Source organism: Pseudoalteromonas apostichopi, assembly GCF_030297135.1.
In the GTDB taxonomy this organism is placed as follows: Bacteria; Pseudomonadota; Gammaproteobacteria; order Enterobacterales; family Alteromonadaceae; genus Pseudoalteromonas; species Pseudoalteromonas apostichopi.
In genome coordinates, this window is the sequence record NZ_AP028065.1 from 1,469,866 (window position 1) to 1,488,195 (window position 18,330).

Annotated in this window: 19 protein-coding genes; 8 read left to right on the forward strand and 11 right to left on the reverse strand. The window is 42.3% G+C overall.

What is annotated here, in order from left to right; genetic code table 11:
• Positions 1-76 precede the first annotated feature (76 nt).
• Positions 77-802: a hypothetical protein gene (locus QUE86_RS06560; RefSeq protein ID WP_130050312.1), complete on the forward strand. Its 726-nt coding sequence runs from the start codon at positions 77-79 to the stop codon at positions 800-802.
• Here QUE86_RS06560 and QUE86_RS06565 read toward each other — a convergent pair.
• A complete protein-coding gene (locus QUE86_RS06565; RefSeq protein WP_130050311.1) occupies positions 777-1,130 on the reverse strand; it encodes a VOC family protein in 354 nt (117 codons plus the stop codon). The two genes, QUE86_RS06560 and QUE86_RS06565, sit on opposite strands and share 26 nt — an antisense overlap.
• 109 nt (positions 1,131-1,239) lie before the next feature.
• On the opposite strand from QUE86_RS06565, the gene QUE86_RS06570 reads away from it, so the two are divergent.
• The 3 genes from QUE86_RS06570 (at position 1,240) to QUE86_RS06580 (ending at position 3,991) form a co-directional block, all read left to right on the forward strand.
• Entirely contained in the window at positions 1,240-1,899 is a 660-nt protein-coding gene (locus QUE86_RS06570; protein ID WP_434784475.1) for an endonuclease, read from the forward strand.
• 99 nt (positions 1,900-1,998) lie between these two features.
• Positions 1,999-3,624, forward strand: coding sequence for a S41 family peptidase (locus QUE86_RS06575; RefSeq protein ID WP_130050310.1), 1,626 nt, complete (start codon positions 1,999-2,001; stop codon positions 3,622-3,624).
• Entirely contained in the window at positions 3,617-3,991 is a 375-nt protein-coding gene (locus tag QUE86_RS06580) for a hypothetical protein (RefSeq protein ID WP_286260039.1), read from the forward strand. Before QUE86_RS06575 ends, QUE86_RS06580 begins: the two co-directional genes overlap by 8 nt.
• A 33-nt stretch (positions 3,992-4,024) precedes the next feature.
• Here QUE86_RS06580 and hmpA read toward each other — a convergent pair whose 3' ends face one another.
• Entirely contained in the window at positions 4,025-5,188 is a 1,164-nt protein-coding gene (gene hmpA / locus QUE86_RS06585) for an NO-inducible flavohemoprotein (protein ID WP_286260041.1), read from the reverse strand.
• Between the two features lie 20 nt (positions 5,189-5,208).
• Positions 5,209-6,441, reverse strand: a complete 1,233-nt coding sequence (locus QUE86_RS06590; protein WP_130050307.1) for an NnrS family protein — start codon at positions 6,439-6,441, stop codon at positions 5,209-5,211.
• Positions 6,442-6,597: 156 nt separating this feature from the next.
• Here QUE86_RS06590 and norR point away from each other — a divergent pair, with 156 nt between their 5' ends.
• Entirely contained in the window at positions 6,598-8,160 is a 1,563-nt protein-coding gene (norR, locus tag QUE86_RS06595) for a nitric oxide reductase transcriptional regulator NorR (RefSeq protein WP_286260043.1), read from the forward strand.
• Here the strand turns inward: norR and QUE86_RS06600 are convergent.
• Positions 8,157-9,050: a LysR family transcriptional regulator gene (locus tag QUE86_RS06600; RefSeq protein ID WP_130050305.1), complete on the reverse strand. Its 894-nt coding sequence runs from the start codon at positions 9,048-9,050 to the stop codon at positions 8,157-8,159. The two genes, norR and QUE86_RS06600, sit on opposite strands and share 4 nt — an antisense overlap.
• Before the next feature lie 133 nt (positions 9,051-9,183).
• Between QUE86_RS06600 and QUE86_RS06605 the strand changes: the two genes are divergently transcribed.
• Positions 9,184-9,753, forward strand: a complete 570-nt coding sequence (locus QUE86_RS06605) for an NADPH-dependent FMN reductase (protein ID WP_130050304.1) — start codon at positions 9,184-9,186, stop codon at positions 9,751-9,753.
• A 3-nt stretch (positions 9,754-9,756) separates the two neighbouring features.
• Here the strand turns inward: QUE86_RS06605 and QUE86_RS06610 are convergent, their stop codons facing one another.
• Positions 9,757-10,203: a tellurite resistance TerB family protein gene (locus tag QUE86_RS06610; protein ID WP_130050303.1), complete on the reverse strand. Its 447-nt coding sequence runs from the start codon at positions 10,201-10,203 to the stop codon at positions 9,757-9,759.
• Between the two features lie 127 nt (positions 10,204-10,330).
• On the opposite strand from QUE86_RS06610, the gene QUE86_RS06615 reads away from it, so the two are divergent.
• Complete coding sequence (locus tag QUE86_RS06615) at positions 10,331-10,696, forward strand: hypothetical protein (RefSeq protein WP_130050302.1); 366 nt, start codon at positions 10,331-10,333, stop codon at positions 10,694-10,696.
• 2 nt (positions 10,697-10,698) lie between these two features.
• On the opposite strand, the gene QUE86_RS06620 is transcribed toward QUE86_RS06615, so the two are convergent.
• The 6 genes from QUE86_RS06620 to fabR all read right to left on the reverse strand — a co-directional run bounded on the left by QUE86_RS06620 (position 10,699) and on the right by fabR (position 17,079).
• The gene (locus tag QUE86_RS06620) at positions 10,699-11,292 is read right to left on the reverse strand and encodes a hypothetical protein (protein WP_286260046.1); all 594 of its coding nucleotides are present in this window, start codon (positions 11,290-11,292) and stop codon (positions 10,699-10,701) included.
• Between the two features lie 121 nt (positions 11,293-11,413).
• A complete protein-coding gene (gene leuD / locus QUE86_RS06625) occupies positions 11,414-12,013 on the reverse strand; it encodes a 3-isopropylmalate dehydratase small subunit (protein WP_130050300.1) in 600 nt (199 codons plus the stop codon).
• Positions 12,013-13,413, reverse strand: a complete 1,401-nt coding sequence (gene leuC / locus QUE86_RS06630) for a 3-isopropylmalate dehydratase large subunit (protein WP_130050299.1) — start codon at positions 13,411-13,413, stop codon at positions 12,013-12,015. Before leuC ends, leuD begins: the two co-directional genes overlap by 1 nt.
• Positions 13,414-13,471: 58 nt before the next feature.
• Positions 13,472-14,548 (reverse strand): 3-isopropylmalate dehydrogenase, encoded by a 1,077-nt coding sequence (gene leuB, locus QUE86_RS06635; protein WP_130050298.1) that lies wholly within the window; start codon positions 14,546-14,548, stop codon positions 13,472-13,474.
• Positions 14,545-16,092, reverse strand: coding sequence for a 2-isopropylmalate synthase (gene leuA / locus QUE86_RS06640; RefSeq protein WP_062564775.1), 1,548 nt, complete (start codon positions 16,090-16,092; stop codon positions 14,545-14,547). The genes leuB and leuA overlap by 4 nt, the downstream gene beginning before the upstream one ends.
• A 357-nt stretch (positions 16,093-16,449) precedes the next feature.
• Positions 16,450-17,079, reverse strand: a complete 630-nt coding sequence (fabR, locus tag QUE86_RS06645) for an HTH-type transcriptional repressor FabR (RefSeq protein WP_130050297.1) — start codon at positions 17,077-17,079, stop codon at positions 16,450-16,452.
• A 117-nt stretch (positions 17,080-17,196) separates the two neighbouring features.
• Here fabR and QUE86_RS06650 point away from each other — a divergent pair, with 117 nt between their 5' ends.
• Complete coding sequence (locus QUE86_RS06650; protein WP_130050296.1) at positions 17,197-18,330, forward strand: acyl-CoA desaturase; 1,134 nt, start codon at positions 17,197-17,199, stop codon at positions 18,328-18,330.

An 18,330-nucleotide genomic window follows, 5' to 3' on the forward strand; every position in this document is an offset into this window, starting at 1 on the left:
GCGACATTTTGCCGCATTGGCAATACAGCTAAACAACCTAAAATAGCGCCCATATAACAATAATAACGGGGTGGTAATGAATAAACGCATGTTCAAATATGCTCGTAAAGGGCATAAATGGCTAGGCTATTTACTTGCTTTGCAGATCTTTTTTTGGCTATTAGGTGGGCTTGTAATGAGTTCATTGCCGCTTGAAAAAGTGCATGGAAAACATCTAGCAAATCGCAGTCTAAGTAACCCTTTCTTAGTGTCAGACTACTCTGCTTCTATCGATAAAATAACGGCACAATTTGAACAAATTGAAAGTATCAAGTACAGCCACTTTTTAGAGTCGCCAATCATAGAAGTCACGGCACCGAGCGGCTCCTTTAATTTTGATGGCAGAACAGGTGATAAAATGCCTGCGCCGAATAAAGCACAAATAATTGAAAACGCGAGAACTCACTTACTTATTAACGCAAATATCACGCAAGCACAGCTGTTAACCAAAGGACCAAGAGAAGTGGCTCACAAGGCCAATGTTTGGCAAGTGAGTTTTGATGATTGGCTGACAACAACCTTATATTTAGATAGCCAAACCGGTAAAGTCATTACAGTGCGCAGCTCCCTATGGCGCATTTTCGACTTTTTCTGGATGCTACACATCATGGATTATGATGAGCGCGAAAACTTTAATAACCCACTTCTAATTAGCTTTTCGGCCACCAGCGTACTGTTTTGTATTACGGGGATTATTTTATTGCTACAGAACATTCGCTTAAAACGTAAAAAGCCTGCTAAACGTGCTGGTCAATCAAAATAGGGTTGCCATCTGGGTCGGTGATAATAAAACTCGCGTCACCGGCTTTTTGTATTTCTAACCCTTGTTGCTGAAAATGCGCGGCTAATTGCTCAAAAGTGGCAAACTCTACAAGTGCCTCAGCATTTTGATCCCAGCCTGGGTTAAAGGTCAGCATGGTTTTATCAAACATGCCTTGAAACAAACCTATTAAATGTTCACCATTTTTCATTATTAACCAATGCTGCTCGATTTCGCCGGCAAATTCTTTAAAGCCTAGTTTTTCATAAAACTGCTTTGAAGCATGGATATCTTTCACATTTAAACTTACAGAAAAGGCACCTAATAACATAGTTGTAATTCCTCTAATAAAACGGCCTAACAACTATAGCTGAGTTGAAAAACTTTTCCTTTTTAGAATAGTAGCTCTAAAATGGCTGCTCCTGTAGTTCACTGATGTGATGGATATGCGTTTATTTCTATATTTAACCCTTTGTTTAATTTTTACTTTCCCTGTATCCGCTAAACAATTTTCGAGCTTTTACAGTGCAAAAAAGCACTTAATTAAGAATCTACCGAGCAATAGTAAAAGCTTATATTGTGGCTGCGATATAAAGCGCCAAGGTAAAAAGCTTGTACCAGACCCTGAAGCTTGTGGTTATATTCCAAGAAACGCCATTACCCGCTCAGGAAACGAAAACGCTCGAGCAAAAAGAATAGAATGGGAGCATATAGTACCTGCGTGGGAGTTTGGTCATCAATTACAATGCTGGCAGGATGGCGGACGTAAAAACTGCATTAAGGTCAGTGAAAAATTTCGTCAAATGGAAGCCGACATAAATAACCTCGCTCCAGCTATTGGCGAGATCAATGCAGACCGTTCTAATTTTCGCTACGGAATAGTCGCAACATCTAGTGCCAGTTATGGAGCTTGCCCAGTAAAAATCGATTTTAAGCAACGTGTATTTGAGCCACCGATTTATGCAAGAAAGCAAATAGCCGATACCTACTTTTATATGCAAAAAACCTATGGCTTAAAAATATCTAACAAACAACGTAAGCTATTTGAGTCATGGCAGAAGCTCAAAGTAGCTGAAATTAGTAACCGTAAGTCTTTATAACTAAAAGCACATTCATTTACATTTGAGGCGCTACAATTTATTGCTTTCAGATACAGTAATTGCTAATTTTTAAGAAATACTATCGGAAAGGAAGCAAATATGTTTAACAATAATAAACTCGCCTTAGCAATATTTTTAGCAGTCTCAGGCGCGTCTCTATCTGGCTGCGGTGGCGGCGGTGGCTCTTCGAGCAATAACAACACAACAAACCCGCCACCAACAAGTTCAGAACCCACTTGGACCGCTGGTGTTTTTGAGCCATCAAGTGAATTTAAAGATCAATGCGCCGTACCACGAACAGGCAATGATCCTTATAACAATAATCAGCCTTACCCAGATACTGCTGGCTCTGAGTTTACCGAGAAGATGTGGTTACGTTCATGGAGTGACGAAACCTACCTTTGGTACGACGAAATAGAAGACAACAATCCTGATAATTTCAGCTCTGTCGCCGCTTATTTCGACCAGTTAAAAACATTCGAAACGACGGACTCGGGTTCTTTTAAAGATAACTTTCATTTTAGCAGACCTACTGAAGAGTATTTTAAAGAAGCTCAATCTGGGGTTGTTTCAGGTTATGGAATTAACTGGGTATTTATCAGTAATGTTCCGCCACGAGAGCTACGTGTTGCCTATTTAGAGGATGACTCACCTGCTGCAAATGCAGGGTTACAACGCGGTGATACTATTTTAATGGTTGACGACGTTAGTATTGACACTAATACCCAACAAGGCGTAGATATTTTAAATGAAGCGCTATTTGGGCCTACGGCCGGTGACGCCCATAACTTTGTTGTACGCAGTAATGATGGTACTGAAAAATCCTTTACTCTAGTAGCCGGTAATATTGCTCAAACGCCCGTTCAGAATGTTGATACCTTAACAACTGAGAACGGTACAAAAGTTGGGTATATGCAATTTAATAGCTTTATCAGCATTGCTCAACCTGAACTGATAAGTGCTGTGAATAAGTTCAAAGCTGATAATATTGATGAGTTGGTTATCGATTTTAGATATAACGGCGGCGGTTTATTAGCGCTTTCATCGCAGCTTGCATATATGGTTGCGGGTCCTGCTAATACCGATGATTTCTATTACTATCAAACGATTCAAAACGACAAACAGCCGCAAGATGATCCATATCCATTTATCGACCTTGAAATTGATTACTCTACCTACAGAACAACGGGTAATAGTCTGCCAGATCTAAATTTATCAAAAGTGTATGTGTTAAGTACCGATAACACCTGCTCTGCATCTGAGGCGTTTATTAATGGTTTAAAAGGCATTGATGCGGAGGTAATCTTAATCGGTGGCACCACCTGCGGGAAACCCTATGGTTTTACACCAACACATAACTGCGCAACCACTTATTATACAATCCAATTTTCAGGCGCAAACTATAAAGGCTTTGGGGAATACGCCGATGGATTTAAACCAACACCTTCCCCCCAGTTTGATGCGGACATAAAAGGCTGCGAGGTTACAGATGACTTTGATCACAAACTAGGTGATAGCGAAGAGAGCTTATTAGCAACCGCGCTTTATCACATTGAAAATAATACCTGCCCAATTGTGGTGGAGTCCTCAAGTGCTAAGCAACCAAGCTTTACATCACAAGCAATTCAAGAAACAGGGCTACCACTTACAATTAAGCAGCCGCTTTACAAAAATAATATGGATTTAACCCGTCCGCTACCAGCGAAGGAAGGTAATAATGAATAAAACACTGTTATTAACCTGCACTTTACTGGCAAGCTTAGCGGGCTGTAAAAGTACCCAAGCGGAGCAACCGCAAGATGCTACGCTTGTTCGCGTAAATCCAGGTGTGATTACGGAGTTACAGCAGGCTATTCAATCCGCCAAAGGTGGTGCTATCGTCACACTAGCCGACAATGTATTTACTAAAAGTTCAGAGCTATTGATTGATCACGGCACCAACAAAGGGCCGGATGGCCTCCCTATTATGGGCGCTCATGCAATTCCTTCTGAGAAATTTGTTTTACAAAAATCAGGTGAGCAATGCCTACTTTACTACCCTAAAAAAGAGCTACGTATTCCACTACCTAATGTAGAGTGCAAAGTAAACTAACAAAAGGCGCAGCAAAAGCTGCGCCTTTTTTCATTATAGCGTTTGGTGAGGTCCAAACACCTCATAATGAATTCGTTCACTTGCAACCCCTAAACTTAGCAGCTGCTCTTTTATCATTGCCATAAATGCGATTGGACCACATAGGTAAAAGTCAGCCTCGCTAATTGGTAAGTTATCAGCAATGTGATTTACATCCATTAAGCCCGCAAAGTCCCCTCCCTTGCCATCCTTAAACCAGGTAACACAATGTAATGAAGCGTGCGCTTGCTGTTGCTTAAATAAATACTCTTTAAAGGCAAACTGCGTTTGACTATCACAAGCATGCAAGTAATGGATTGGCTTGCTATGTTGATTGCTCAATAATGTTTCAAGCATCGCCATCAATGGAGTTTGACCAACACCCGCCGAAATTAGCACAATAGGGGAATCAATTTCACGAAGCACAAAATCGCCTGCGGGTGGATAAATTTCTACTTCATCACCCTCACTTAAACTGTGTAAATAATTAGACACTAAACCTTCTTTTTTCACGCTAATGCGATAATTGCGGCCATTACTTTGCTGCGATAAAGAGTATTGCCTAACTTGAGTTAAATCACTCTTCGCTGGCGTTACTTTAATCCCTAAATATTGACCCGGTAAATACGCTACAACAGGCTTTGCATCAGTAGGCGTTAATGTAAAACTACAAATTTGCGCAGATTCCATACGTTTTTCTGTAATCGTGAAAGTGCGGGTACCAAACCAGCCGCCCGTTGCCTTTTTGTTTTTTTGATATAACGCCATCTCCTCGTTGATACATACATCAGCCAATAGGGAATAGGCTTCACGCCAAGCATACTCGACCTCAGGCGTAAATTGCTCAGGCAGTAACTCTTTTAAAGTTGCAATCAAATGCCCACCAACAATGGGGTAATGTTCTGGCAAAATATGGTAACTGGTGTGTTTATGGTTAATACGCGCAAGCGTACCTTTCAATACTGCCAAATTATCAATATTTGCAGCATAGGCAGCCAAGGCATTAAACAACGCAAATTGTTGAGTACCTGATTGCTGGTGAGTCATATTAAAAATATTTCTAAGCTCTGGATTGTAGCTAAACATACGATCATAAAAATACTCAGTAACTTGAGGTCCTGCTTCTGCAAGCAACGGCAAAGTACTTTTAACAATCTGGATCGTTTTTTCAGATAACATAGTTTTTCCTATTAGAGAGTTTAACCGCGGCGACCATCAACACGACGATTCACTAAGATGGGCGCACAATGAAATAAAAATAAGCTAAAGCCAACAACCCACAACAAAGCACTTAACTGCCATGTAAGATGGTGACCTAAAAAAGGAGGAAGTACCGAGCGTACAATGGCAGCGAAAGCAATCAATACGAATGCCATACTAATAAACGTAGGGACTTGCAGTGCCCTGCCAGTATGGCCATGAGATACACGCACCATCATGGCAATTATCATCAAGCCAATGGTGCCGACAGTGATCAGGTGAAGTGCGTCTTTGAATAAAATACTGGCACTATAAAAACTTAATGCAATGAGTCCTAAACCCACAGATAAAGCCCAATAAGCTAAGTGCAATGACCAAAGCAGAGGTACTTTTAAAACCCCTCTTTGCCACCACAAAACACACCTTGTGGCATGTAAACTAGCAAGCCAAGCAAAAATCCAACCAGTGCTCATCGCACTAAAAAACAGCTGACTCATAAAGAACCATGTAATGGCAAAAAATGAGCTAAACACAACTAATTTATCAAGCTTTGGCGTTCTAACTTGCTCACTCAAGTTAAGACCTCGCGCGGTAAAAAACGGCACGACTCGACCAGCTAGAACGCCAACTAGAAGAGTCATGATCAGCACGCCAGTATCAACAACACTAAGCGCAAGCGACATTTTATTAAGCACAACTAAGCTCAAAAAAATCATATTTAGCGCACAAAGCAAAGATGTGATAACGATAAATAAATAGTTGTGGTTACTTTTCGCTTGTATCAGCATGTCAGCTAGAATAATAATCCCAGCCAGCCACCATGCTAGCTGCAATATACTTACAATATAAAGGTTTAGCTGTTCGACCCCAGCAATATCAATAAAAAAACTAAGCCTTGCAGCAAGCCAGATAACACTGAGCAAACAAAGCTTAATGCCACTGACACTAGGGACGCCTGTCCATGTTTGCGCAGCGGTTAGCAAAAATCCCATAGCAACTATGCCAGCAAAGCCAAACAACATTTCATGAGCATGCCAAAGGGTTGCCGGCAATGCTAAATACCAATGCGCAACTCCCGCCAAAATTAATAACCAGTAACTCATTGCAAACACAGCTAGAACACTAGCAGCCAAGAAAAAAGGCCTAAATGCTAATGCCCATAACGGCCACTGATTGATTTGATAAAATTTAATACTACTTGGCATAGGTTCAGTTAAGTTAATGACTTTCATTAGGGCTCTCAGCGTTTAATTTCCTTAGCTATTGCACAGTTCGAGCCAAAAATAAAAACCAATAAATATCAATACATTAAAATTAAATACTTGATAAAAATGTCAAAATGACACACTATCAAAAGCATCAAAAAAACATATTCAGGTCAAATTGACATGCCACTCAAAAAATCAATTCTTGATGTTGCACTTGCCCTTACGAAAGCAAGCAGTGTTGATCACAATTTCAGCTATTTATTGAGTTGCATTAATGATTGGGTTGAATGTGATGCAGTCGCCTTATTATTAAAACAAGGCGATGTATTAAAGCCCGTAGCCCAGCAAGGACTCTCGGACGATACGTTAGGAAGGCGTTTTAAAATTATGGAGCATCCTCGCTTATTTGAAATATGCCGAGGTACTGAGCCCCTTAAATTCGCCAAAGATTGTGGTCTCCCTGATCCCTATGACGGCTTATTAGAAAGCCAGCATGGCGACTTTCCAGTTCATGCCTGCATGGGCGTGCCGCTATTTAGCACAAAAGCTAGTAGCGAACTGCTTGGCGTTTTAACCTTTGATAGCTTAGATGAACATGCCTTTGACGCTTTAACTATTAACGAGCTCAATCAATTGAAACAACTTGCAGCAGGCTATGTTGAGCATGCCCTGACCTTGCAGCACTTTAGGCAACACGCACAGCATAGCCACCAAGTTGCACAGCAGCTTAATATCGAGGCACTCACGCGAGAAGGTGTTGAAATTATTGGCAATAGCCAAGCCATGACGACTCTTAAAAATGATATCCAGCTGGTTGCTGCCTCAGAATTTAGCGTATTAATTCAAGGAGACACTGGGGTTGGTAAAGAATTGGTTGCGCGTAATATCCATTTAAACTCTAAGCGCCGTGATATGCCGTTGATCCACCTAAACTGCGCATCATTACCTGAAAATTTGGCAGAGAGTGAGTTTTTTGGTCACAGTAAAGGGGCATTTACTGGCGCACATACTGCTCGTCAGGGTAAGTTTCAACTCGCCGATGGCGGTACCTTATTTTTAGATGAAATTGGCGAACTTCCGCTCGCTATGCAAAGTAAGCTATTACGCGTTTTACAAAGCGGTGAAGTACAAACGGTGGGGGAAGACCAAAGCCGCTATGTCGATGTCAGAGTGATTGCGGCAACCAACCGAGATTTAAAGCAAGAAGTAGCTGCAGGACGCTTTCGTGCAGACCTTTATCACCGATTAAGCGTCTACCCATTGCATGTTGCACCATTAAAAGAGCGCGATAACGATGTTATTTTACTCGCGGGTTTTTTTATTGAGCAAACGTCTAAAAAGCTTGGCATTAAACAACTTAAACTCAGTATTGATACACAATTACTACTACGCCAATATGATTGGCCTGGAAATGTGAGAGAGCTTGAACATGTCATTAGTCGTGCTGCACTCAAAGCAAAGCAACATCAATGGCAACAAAGCATTGTCACAATCGAGCCTCAGCATTGTGATATTGATAAAACTGCGATTGCTACACCAAGCCCAGATGCTGTTAACGAACAAAAAATCACTGGCTTATCGCTCAAAGAGGCAACCGATGCTTTTAGCTATCAGCTTATCATGCAGCAACTTGAACTACACAACCTAAACTGGGCTGCCACAGCGCGCAGTTTAAGCGTTGATAGAGCCAACCTTGTGCGCCTAGCCAAACGGCTAGGCATTAGCATTAAAAAATCTGTTTAAGCTTTTAACGCTTTAAAATAGGCTTTTAAAAGTTGGCTAAATGCTTGTACTTTGGCTGTGCGATGTACCAAATGGTGTGTCACCAGCCAAAGGTCTGTTGGCCAGCTCAGCTCTTTAGGAAGTACAGGCAGCAAATCAGGGTATTGGCTCGCCACTTCATGCTGTAAACCACCGATCCCCAAGCCTCTAACAATAGCCCGCGTGGCTTCCGAGGTTTCAGATACACGTAACTTAATTTGCGCTGATTCAATATGCTGATCAACCCATGCAAAATAAGGCACTTTACCGTTATAGCCAGCCACTCCAGAAACAAAACTATGCTGCTGTAACTGCTGAATATTCTTTGGCATGCCGTACTTTTCAATATAACTTTTTGAGGCATAAAACCCCGACGAAAGCTCAGCTAAATGCTGAGCAATATAGTCGCCTTCATCAGGGCGAGGGCCTGCTCGCACAGCGATGTGCGCCTGACCATGATCAAGGCGTAAACGGTTTTGATCAAGAATAACTTCGAGCTGCACTTGTGGATGCAGATTTTGAAACTGCTCACACACATCACTCAGCACATCAATAAAACCACTGACAGTGGTTAATAATAAACTCCCTCGCAACTGACTGTCAGCAGCAATTATATCGTTGTGAAGTTTATCAAGCTCAACGTTAATCGATTTAGCTGTAGCAAATAACTTAGCGCCAATTTCTGTCACTGTATAACCACGGGCATGGCGGTGGAATAGCCGCGCATCAAGGTTGTCTTCTAAATTATTAATTCGTCTTAGAACCGTGCTGTGATGAACCCCCAGTGATTCGGCAGCAGCGGTTAACGTACCGAGCCTTGCCACCTCGTAAGCAACTTTTACATCTTGCCAATCATCAAATTGAATCGCCATAGCGGCTCCTTGTGTGCATATACGCACATAAGTTTTGCGTTTATTGGGCTTTTCTGCAAGCTGTTTTTTGCTACAGTGAACGTATCAGCCGTGAGTGTATCAACAACAGTGAAGCTTAAAAAAGGAAGCCATCATGACAGCACCAAAAATTATTGCCCTAGCAGGCAGTCTACGTAAAGACAGCTTTAATCAAAAACTGATTAATGAAGCTGCACGCTTCGCCCTCGAAAGTGGTGCAGAAGTAGAAGTGATAAAACTAAGCGATTTAAACTTGCCTTTATTTGATGAAGATATTGAAGCGCAAGGCACGCCAGCTGGCGCACAATTGTTAAAAGATAAGCTTCGCGCTGCTGACGGCATTTTATTAGCTAGTCCAGAGTATAATGGTTCAATTACAGCACCACTTAAAAACGCAATCGATTGGGCATCCCGTACAGAGCAAGGCGCGGTTCCAGCATTTCGTAATAAAATCACGGCGCTTTATGCAGCTTCGCCAGGTGGTTTAGGCGGCTTACGAGGTTTAAATCACGTACGTGATATTTTATCAGGAATTGGCAGTATCATACTTGCTGATCAATTAGCAGTTTCTGCTATCCACACAAAACTAGATGAACAAGGCCGCATCAGCGATGCTGATACAGCCGAGCAAGTTGCGAGCCTTGCCCAGCAACTTGTGAGCGTAGCGAGCAAATTAAATAAATAATTGCTAACTTAGTTTTGTCGCTGCTAGCTTAGCAGCGATAAAATCTTCGTGGGTTACATACAGTAAGCTTGCAACGCGGCGAATAACCATTTCTTCATGCTTATCTAAATTGCCATCTGCGTAGGCTAAACGCCACAACAGCTCGATGATATCAATACGCTGCTCGGCACTGCATTGGGCATTGATTTGTTTTGAAAACTGAAAATAATCTATCGCATCATCAAGGTGCTGAGACGCACTTGCAACTAACTCTTGAACCTCTTCATCGGTAAGAGAAAAGTACTTCTTTAAGGTCTCATTCAGGGTCTGTTGCTCATCATCTTGTAACTCATCATCTGCTCGCATAACCTCAATTAATAACGCAGCAACGGCGGTTTTTAGGTCATGCTCAGAAATATTAGATTGGGTATCGTTCAAAGCTGAAAACAGCTGTTTTATTTTATTGAGCATCACATTTTCCCTTTTTGGGTGTTAAACTACATGTAAGACATAACGTTACCTTAGTTTGACTATGGATGCTAATTCAGGTTCAACATCACGATGAAACAAGGTATTAATCACATGGAGTTAAGTGTTTATGAGTGAAGTGAGAAGTACACAAGCACTATTAATCAGCGCCTTTTTAATATTAGCGGGGTGCAGTTATGCGCAAGCTGCAAAAGGCGAAACAGAAAAACTCTATGATTTTGACGAGAAAGTCCATTATAACCAAACTGCATTAGCCGACGGCCGCTACCACCTCGAAATTCAGTCTGACGACTACAAGCACTTTCGCAATCAAAGCGTATTCTTACTGCGCCATGCAAACCGCTTATGTAGAGACAAACCATTTATGCTAAGAGTGACTGATGGGGTGCAGGAGTATGAACGTTTTCCAACTAAACCACGCGCCTATCAGCCACCTTTAACGGTTGTTTTACAGTGTGAAGACGAAGCTAAATAATACTAGTCTTCATATCCCCACGGCGCGCTTGGCGGCGTGATAGGTTTAGTTAAGTCAAAATCAACGCGAAACTCACGTCCTTCACGTACTAAGCGATAAGTAAATTGCTTAGGATAAATATACATTTGCCACGTGTTACCCATTGATTGGGGAATACCTTGGCTAACAAACAACTCTTTTGAATATTGATCAGCCGGGAACGACTGCGCGTTAGCAAAGCCAGCATCAAGGGTATGACCACCATACATGGTTGATTTATCATCGCTGCCATCTTTATGGCGATGGTCATGCTTTAAACTCAAACCACTGCCAGTTTTTGTGATGATCCAAGTACGAGATGCATCATCACCCACATGAAATGGCACTTGTAACTCACGCTCGTTACAACGACGTACATGCATTACTAACTTTTTGCCCGCAAACGAGCTTGGACCAGCCACGTTATCAACGCTCACTTTACCTTCGTAAGCTTTACCGCAATGGGCTGCAATGTTGTCAAAAAAGCCATCATGGCTTGGAATTGACACTAACGGCGCAGGTCGTGCAGCCGCTACTAATGATGCTGCCACGAGCATCGATGCCACTAAGTATTTCATGGTGTGTTCCCTAAATAAAATTTTGCTTAGGCTAATGGTTTAAAGCTTAGAAAGAAAACAATTACGATAAATAACAAAAAACGCGGCCTTGGCCGCGTTTAGGTTCACATGGAAAAACAGGTTATTGCCAAGGGCGCTCTGCTGCTAGTTGCTTCTCAAAAGCACCAATTTGGCTGTTAAGTGTTTCAGTCACACCGATAAAATCTAAGCCACTTAATAAACGCTCTTTAATGTCATGGCGAATATCAAAGTGAATAGTGTCAAACTTATCGCTACGAAGTTGTTGGTTTTCTAAATCAACTTCGATATGAATATCATCATGCTGTTCACTCAGCACAAATAATTGCTCAAGTGTTTCTGCAGGTAATGCGATAGCAAGCATTTGGTTATTGCCGCAGTTATTAAAGAAAATATCGGCAAAACTTTCCGCTAAGATAACTTCAAAACCATATTGCTTTAATGCCCATGGCGCGTGCTCACGCGATGAACCACAACCAAAATTGTCGCGAGTTAAAAGAATTTGCGCACCTTGGTAACAAGGGCGGTTCAAAATAAACTCAGGGTTTGGCTCGCCGTTATCTAAATAACGCCAATCGTAAAAAAGCGCCGCATCAAAACCATCACGGCTGGTCGACGTTAAAAACTGCTTTGGAATAATTTGGTCAGTATCAACATTGTTTTTATCTAACGGGGCCATTAAGCCACTAAAAAATACGCTCATTAGGCTTCTCCTCTGATATCAACAAAACGACCGTGAATTGCCGCTGCCGCTGCCATTGCTGGGCTCACTAAGTGAGTGCGTCCACCGCGACCTTGGCGTCCTTCAAAGTTACGATTTGATGTAGAAGCACAGCGTTTACCGGCTTCTAATCTGTCGTCATTCATTGCTAAGCACATTGAACAACCAGGCTCACGCCATTCAAAGCCAGCTGCTTTGAAGATATCTGCAAGACCTTCGTCTTCAGCTTGTTTTTTTACAAGGCCAGAGCCTGGAACAATCAGTGCTTCAACACCCGCTGCAACTTGCTTACCTTCTACAATTTGCGCAGCAGCACGTAAATCTTCAATACGGCTATTCGTACATGAGCCAATAAATACGGTATCAACAGTTGCTGAAGACAATTTATCGCCAGCTTTTAAACCCATATATTTTAGTGCGCTGCGAATTGCATCGGCTTTAATTAGATCTGGCTCTTGCTCAGGATCAGGAATGAATTCATCTACGCCAATGACTTGCTCAGGGCTGGTACCCCAAGTAATTTGCGGTTGAATATCAGCAGCTTCCAATTCAACAACATGGTCAAATTGTGCGCCTTCATCTGTTTTTAGCGTTTGCCAGTAGGCAACAGCACTATCAAAGTCAGCACCTTTTGGTGCAAATGGGCGTCCTTTTAAATAATCATAAGTTGTTTGATCTGGTGCGATTAAACCCGCTTTTGCGCCCATTTCAATACTCATATTACAAAGCGTCATACGGGCTTCCATAGACAGCGCTTCGATTCCTTCACCACAAAATTCGGCAACATAGCCAGTACCACCAGCAGTTCCTAATTTACCGATCACTGCCATGATTAAATCTTTTGCAGTAACGGTTGGACGAAGGCGACCATTAATTTGAATTTTTAACGACTTGGCTTTTTTCTGCTGTAGCGTTTGAGTGGCTAGTACATGCTCAACTTCTGAAGTACCAATACCGTGCGCTAGTGCACCAAATGCACCATGGGTAGAGGTATGGCTGTCACCACAAACAATGGTTGTGCCAGGTAAAGTTATGCCTTGCTCAGGCCCCATTACATGCACAATACCTTGGTTAATAGAATTTAAATCATAAAGTTGAATACCAAACTCTTTACAGTTTGCATCCAGTGCCATTAATTGGTTTTTCGACACTTCACTGGCTGCATCTAATGAGCGGCTTTTTGTTGAAACGTTATGGTCCATGGTTGCAAAGGTCTTTTCTGGGCAACGTACTTTGCGGTTTTTCTCACGTAAACCAGCAAAGGCTTGCGGCGAAGTAACTTCATGAACTAGGTGACGGTCGATATAAAGTAAATCGGTTTGATCATTAATACTGGCGACTACATGAGCTTGCCAAATTTTATCGTATAAGGTTTGGGCCACTTGCTATTCCCTCATTTTAGTTACGCTGAGTGACGAGCTCAGCGCAAACAATTTTTAATTAAATACGTGCCACAATTGCCGCAGCAACATCACTGGTGGTGTATCCTGCATTTGGGTAGATATCTGGCGTACCAACACCGGCCTCAACCGCTTCTGCTACCGCTTTTTCAATCGTGCGAGCCGCTTCATCTTGACCTAGTGAGTAGCGCAGCATAAGCGCAGCACTTAAAATTTGTGCGATTGGGTTTGCAACCCCTTTACCCGCGATATCTGGTGCTGAGCCACCAGCAGGTTCATACAAACCAAAGCCAGACTGATTTAAACTCGCTGATGGCAATAACCCCATAGAGCCTGTGATCATCGCGCACTCATCAGACAAAATGTCACCAAATAGGTTATCGCAAAGTAGTACATCAAACTGGCTTGGCTGTTTCACTAATTGCATTGCCGCGTTATCAACATAAATGTAGTCTAGGCTTACTTCTGGGTAGTCTTTGCTCACTTCAGAGACCACTTCACGCCAAAGTACGCTGGTCGCTAATACATTCGCTTTATCAACTGAAGTAACGTGATTACTACGCAGCTTTGCAGCTTCAAATGCAAAGCGTGCGATGCGCTCAATTTCTTTACGTGAATAGGTCTGGGTATCGAAAGCTGCTTCTTGATCACCTTCGCCACTACGGCCTTTTTCACCGAAATAAATACCGCCGGTTAACTCACGCACACATAAGATATCAAAGCCTTGTGCACTGATATCTGCACGGAGCGGTGACGCAGCACTTAGTGCTGGTAATAATTGTGCTGGGCGTAAATTACAGAACAAACCAAAATGCTTACGCAGTGGCAGCAGTGACGCGCGCTCTGGTTGCTCGTTCGGTGGTAAGTTTTCCCACTTAGGGCCGCCTACCGAACCAAATAAAATCGCATCAGCATTTTCGCATGCGCTCAATGTGCTTTGCGGCAGTGCCTGACCAAACTCATCGATGGCAGCACCACCAATCGCGTGGTGATGACGAGTCAAAGTAAAACCAAATTTTTCGCTTACAGCATCCAAGACGGTTTCTGCTGCAGCCATAACTTCTGGACCAATCCCGTCGCCTGCTAATACTGCGATACTGTAATTCGATTGACTCATCCTGCTTTCCTCTGTTGTTTTAAATCAGACACTTTTTGTGCACGATAAATTAAGTTATAAACACGGATCATGGCGCGTACTGACGCTTCAACCACATCCGCTGCAATGCCCGCACCGTGATAAGGGCGACCATCGTATTTAGCAATAATGTTCACTTGCCCAAGCGAGCTGGCGCCTTGGCCTGTTGCTTCTAGGTTGTATTCAATCATTTCGACCGACATACCCGTTAAGCGCTCAATTGCTAAGAATGATGCTTCAACAGGGCCATTACCTGTTGCCGCCTCTTGCTTAGACTCGCCATCAATTGTCATACCGATTGTTGAGCTCGCTACTGATTGTGAGTTAGACGTAGAGTTAACAAATTCAAGTTGATACTTCTCGTCTTTATCTTTGATTTGATTGAAGTAAATCATCGCTTCTAAGTCGTAGTCATACACAGTGCCTTTTTGGTCTGCTAATGCTAAGAAGCTAGTGTATAAGCTATCCATGTCGTAATCAGATTTTTGATAGCCTAACTCCTCTAAACGATGCTCAATAACATGACGACCTGAACGCGAAGTCATGTTTAATTGGTTATTAGGTACACCGACACTTTCTGGCGACATAATTTCGTACGTGTTTTGCGCTTTTAATACGCCGTCTTGGTGAATTCCTGAACTGTGTGCAAAGGCATTTTCGCCGACAATTGCTTTGTTTGGTTGCACAGGCATATTACAAATCTTCGCGACTTGGCGCGAAGCACGATAAATTTCTTCACTGCGAATATCGGTATGCACTTTTAAGTGGTCTTCACGCATCTTCATGATCATCGCCACTTCTTCAAGCGAACAGTTACCTGCACGTTCACCAATACCATTAATAGTACATTCGATTTGACGCGCACCGGCTTGTACCGCAGCAATTGAGTTAGCAACCGCTAAACCTAAATCATTATGGCAATGCACACTTAAACGCGCCTTGTCGATGTTTGGTACATTGTTCATTAAGTGATGAATCATCGCTGCATATTCGTCAGGTGTTACATAGCCTACGGTATCAGGTAAGTTGATGGTTGATGCACCCGCATCAATGGCACTCTCAACGATGCGGCATAAATCCCAGTGTGGCGTGCGGCCAGCATCTTCACATGAAAATTCAACGTCATCCGTGTAGTTACGAGCAAGTTTAATCGACTTAACAGCCATTGCCGTTGCATCGTCTAAACTCATACGTAATTTGTGCTCAAGATGTAATGGGCTGGTTGCGATAAAAGTATGAATACGGCCCTGCTCTGCCGGGCGAAGTGCTTCACCACATGCTTCAATATCTTTTGCTACAGCACGTGCTAAGCCACAGATAATTGGCCCTTTCACTTCAGTCGCAATTCGCTGTACAGAGCGAAAATCTGCCGGGCTAGATACCGGAAAACCTACTTCCATTACATCCACATTTAAGCGGCTAATGGTATGCGCAAGTTGAATTTTGTCGTCTTCGGTTAGGCTTGCTTTTAATGCTTGCTCACCATCACGTAACGTTGTGTCAAAAATCCAAACCTTATCTTTCATAAACTGTCCTCGTTCCCAATGACCCATTAGCGAGATAAAAAAAACCCCGCGGTTGCGGGGTTTTTTAATGTTCTACAAATGCAAATACACTAAGCCCCGCTCACTGATTTAATCAGTAAGAGGTTTAGTTTTAATGTAATTGAATGTGTAATTTGCATCTTAATTTACTAAATGTGTGTTCAGTGGCTGTATTTTTAACATTCAAAAAACCAGCTTGCAAGCATAATTTTTCCACAAAATCGATTTTCAAATCCCAATTTTAGAAATAAAAATCCACAACAAAGCAATTAACGGGTTAATTAACCCAACTTAAATGTATTGAACGTTTAAAATTTCGGACGGTAAAGCTTCTATTGCTTAGATTAACTTTTGAGATTGATTACTATCACGTACATATAAAGTGGCACCGCGCGCAATGTAACGTAATTGCCAGATCAGGCGTTCAACCAGCTCTTCGCGCTGCGCCCCTTCAATATCGAGGGCCTCGGCACCGGCGTTAAATACCAAAGTCACCATAGCTTCAGCTTGGATATATGCATGAGTTGGATCGCATGGTGTTTCGCTTTCAAGATAATGTGCTAGTTCTAAAATGAAATGTTTAATCTCACGAGCAACCGCGGCACGAAATGCTTTTGAAGTCCCTGAGCGCTCTCGCAATAACAATCTAAATTGGTTGCTTGAGTTATCTATAAATTCCATAAAGGTAACGATTGATGTGGTGATCACACTGCCGCCACTCTCAATACGACGGCGAGCTTGGCGCATAAGTTGGCGAAGTGTTAAACCAGCTTCATCAACCATGGTCAATCCGAGCTCATTCATGTCTTTAAAGTGACGGTAAAAAGAAGTTGGTGCAATCCCTGCTTCGCGGGCAACTTCACGCAAGCTTAAATTAGAAAAACTATGATCAGCACTCAATTGATTGAATGCTGCTTCGATCAGTGCTTGTCGTGTTTTTTGTTTCTGTTGCGCTCTAACACCCGACATGGAAACTCCCAGAGTGAACTTTTAATAATTTTTTCGGTTAATGAGACAGTCTAATACTTGACGCGGAGAGAATGAAACACTATTTTAGCGTACAACTGTACGCCGAGATTTATTCAGATGAAAAAACCACCGATTATTTGGACCAATGTGCTATTTTTTAGCCTTACATTTTTGGCCGCGATCACCCTTGTTCCTTGGTATGGCTTTAGCTACGGATACACCAGTACACAGTGGATAGCCTTCGTTGGCTGTATGTTCTACGCCGGACTTTCTATTACTGCTGGTTATCACCGTTTATGGGCACACAAAGCCTATGATGTGCACCCTGTTATTGAAGTATTTTTTGCTTTAGGCGGTGCTTTTGCTCTGCAAAATAGTGCGTTGCACTGGAGTAGCGATCACCGTATTCATCATGGTCAAGTCGATGATCCAATCAAAGACCCATATGCCGCCACAAATGGTTTTTGGTATAGCCACATAGGTTGGATGTTACGTGATTATCAAGGCGAGCAATACGGGAACTATAGTAACTGTCGCGACTTACAAAAAAATAAAGTTGTTATGTGGCAGCACCGCCATTATATGAAGTTAGTCGTCGCGACTAATTTTGGTATTCCTTTATTGCTAGGTTTAATGCTTGGTGATGTATGGGGGATGTTATTACTGGTTGGTTTACTGCGCTTAGTATTAAGCCAGCATTTTACGTTTTTTATCAACTCACTTGCACACATCTGGGGCTCACGTCCATATACAGAAAAGAACACGGCGCGTGATAATGGTTTTTTAGCGCTATTCACTTACGGTGAAGGCTATCATAACTTCCACCACATTTTTGCAAGCGACTACCGTAACGGCATTAAGTGGTATCACTATGATCCAACGAAGTGGATGATCCGCTCTTTAGCTGCAATTGGCCTTGCTTCAAAATTAAAGCGCACACCTATTGAGCGAATTGAAAAAGCCAAAGCAGAAACCTTGATGAATAAGACCCAAGGTCGCCTCGCAAAATTGCCTTTAGCGCAAGATAAGCTTACATTATTACAATCTGAGTACGATTTACTGCTGAAAAGACTGCAACACTTCTGTGCCCTGCAAAAACGCGTGTTAGAAATCAAACGAAATAAAATGATGAAGCAGTGCGAAAAATCAGCATTAATGACACAATATCATGAGCTTGAAGCCGCTTGGGAAAACCAAAAGCAGGCTTGGCTTGCACTAAATGCGAGGTTGTTAAAAGCCTCTTTTAGTTAA

Coding starts and splice junctions, on each gene's coding strand:
- QUE86_RS06560 (WP_130050312.1), top strand. CDS start 77: ATGAATAAACGCATGTTCAAATATGCTCGTAAAGGGCATAAATGGCTA.
- QUE86_RS06565 (WP_130050311.1), bottom strand. CDS start 1,130: ATGTTATTAGGTGCCTTTTCTGTAAGTTTAAATGTGAAAGATATCCAT.
- QUE86_RS06570 (WP_434784475.1), top strand. CDS start 1,240: ATGGATATGCGTTTATTTCTATATTTAACCCTTTGTTTAATTTTTACT.
- QUE86_RS06575 (WP_130050310.1), top strand. CDS start 1,999: ATGTTTAACAATAATAAACTCGCCTTAGCAATATTTTTAGCAGTCTCA.
- QUE86_RS06580 (WP_286260039.1), top strand. CDS start 3,617: ATGAATAAAACACTGTTATTAACCTGCACTTTACTGGCAAGCTTAGCG.
- hmpA (WP_286260041.1), bottom strand. CDS start 5,188: ATGTTATCTGAAAAAACGATCCAGATTGTTAAAAGTACTTTGCCGTTG.
- QUE86_RS06590 (WP_130050307.1), bottom strand. CDS start 6,441: ATGAAAGTCATTAACTTAACTGAACCTATGCCAAGTAGTATTAAATTT.
- norR (WP_286260043.1), top strand. CDS start 6,598: ATGCCACTCAAAAAATCAATTCTTGATGTTGCACTTGCCCTTACGAAA.
- QUE86_RS06600 (WP_130050305.1), bottom strand. CDS start 9,050: ATGGCGATTCAATTTGATGATTGGCAAGATGTAAAAGTTGCTTACGAG.
- QUE86_RS06605 (WP_130050304.1), top strand. CDS start 9,184: ATGACAGCACCAAAAATTATTGCCCTAGCAGGCAGTCTACGTAAAGAC.
- QUE86_RS06610 (WP_130050303.1), bottom strand. CDS start 10,203: ATGCTCAATAAAATAAAACAGCTGTTTTCAGCTTTGAACGATACCCAA.
- QUE86_RS06615 (WP_130050302.1), top strand. CDS start 10,331: ATGAGTGAAGTGAGAAGTACACAAGCACTATTAATCAGCGCCTTTTTA.
- QUE86_RS06620 (WP_286260046.1), bottom strand. CDS start 11,292: ATGAAATACTTAGTGGCATCGATGCTCGTGGCAGCATCATTAGTAGCG.
- leuD (WP_130050300.1), bottom strand. CDS start 12,013: ATGAGCGTATTTTTTAGTGGCTTAATGGCCCCGTTAGATAAAAACAAT.
- leuB (WP_130050298.1), bottom strand. CDS start 14,548: ATGAGTCAATCGAATTACAGTATCGCAGTATTAGCAGGCGACGGGATT.
- leuA (WP_062564775.1), bottom strand. CDS start 16,092: ATGAAAGATAAGGTTTGGATTTTTGACACAACGTTACGTGATGGTGAG.
- fabR (WP_130050297.1), bottom strand. CDS start 17,079: ATGTCGGGTGTTAGAGCGCAACAGAAACAAAAAACACGACAAGCACTG.
- QUE86_RS06650 (WP_130050296.1), top strand. CDS start 17,197: ATGAAAAAACCACCGATTATTTGGACCAATGTGCTATTTTTTAGCCTT.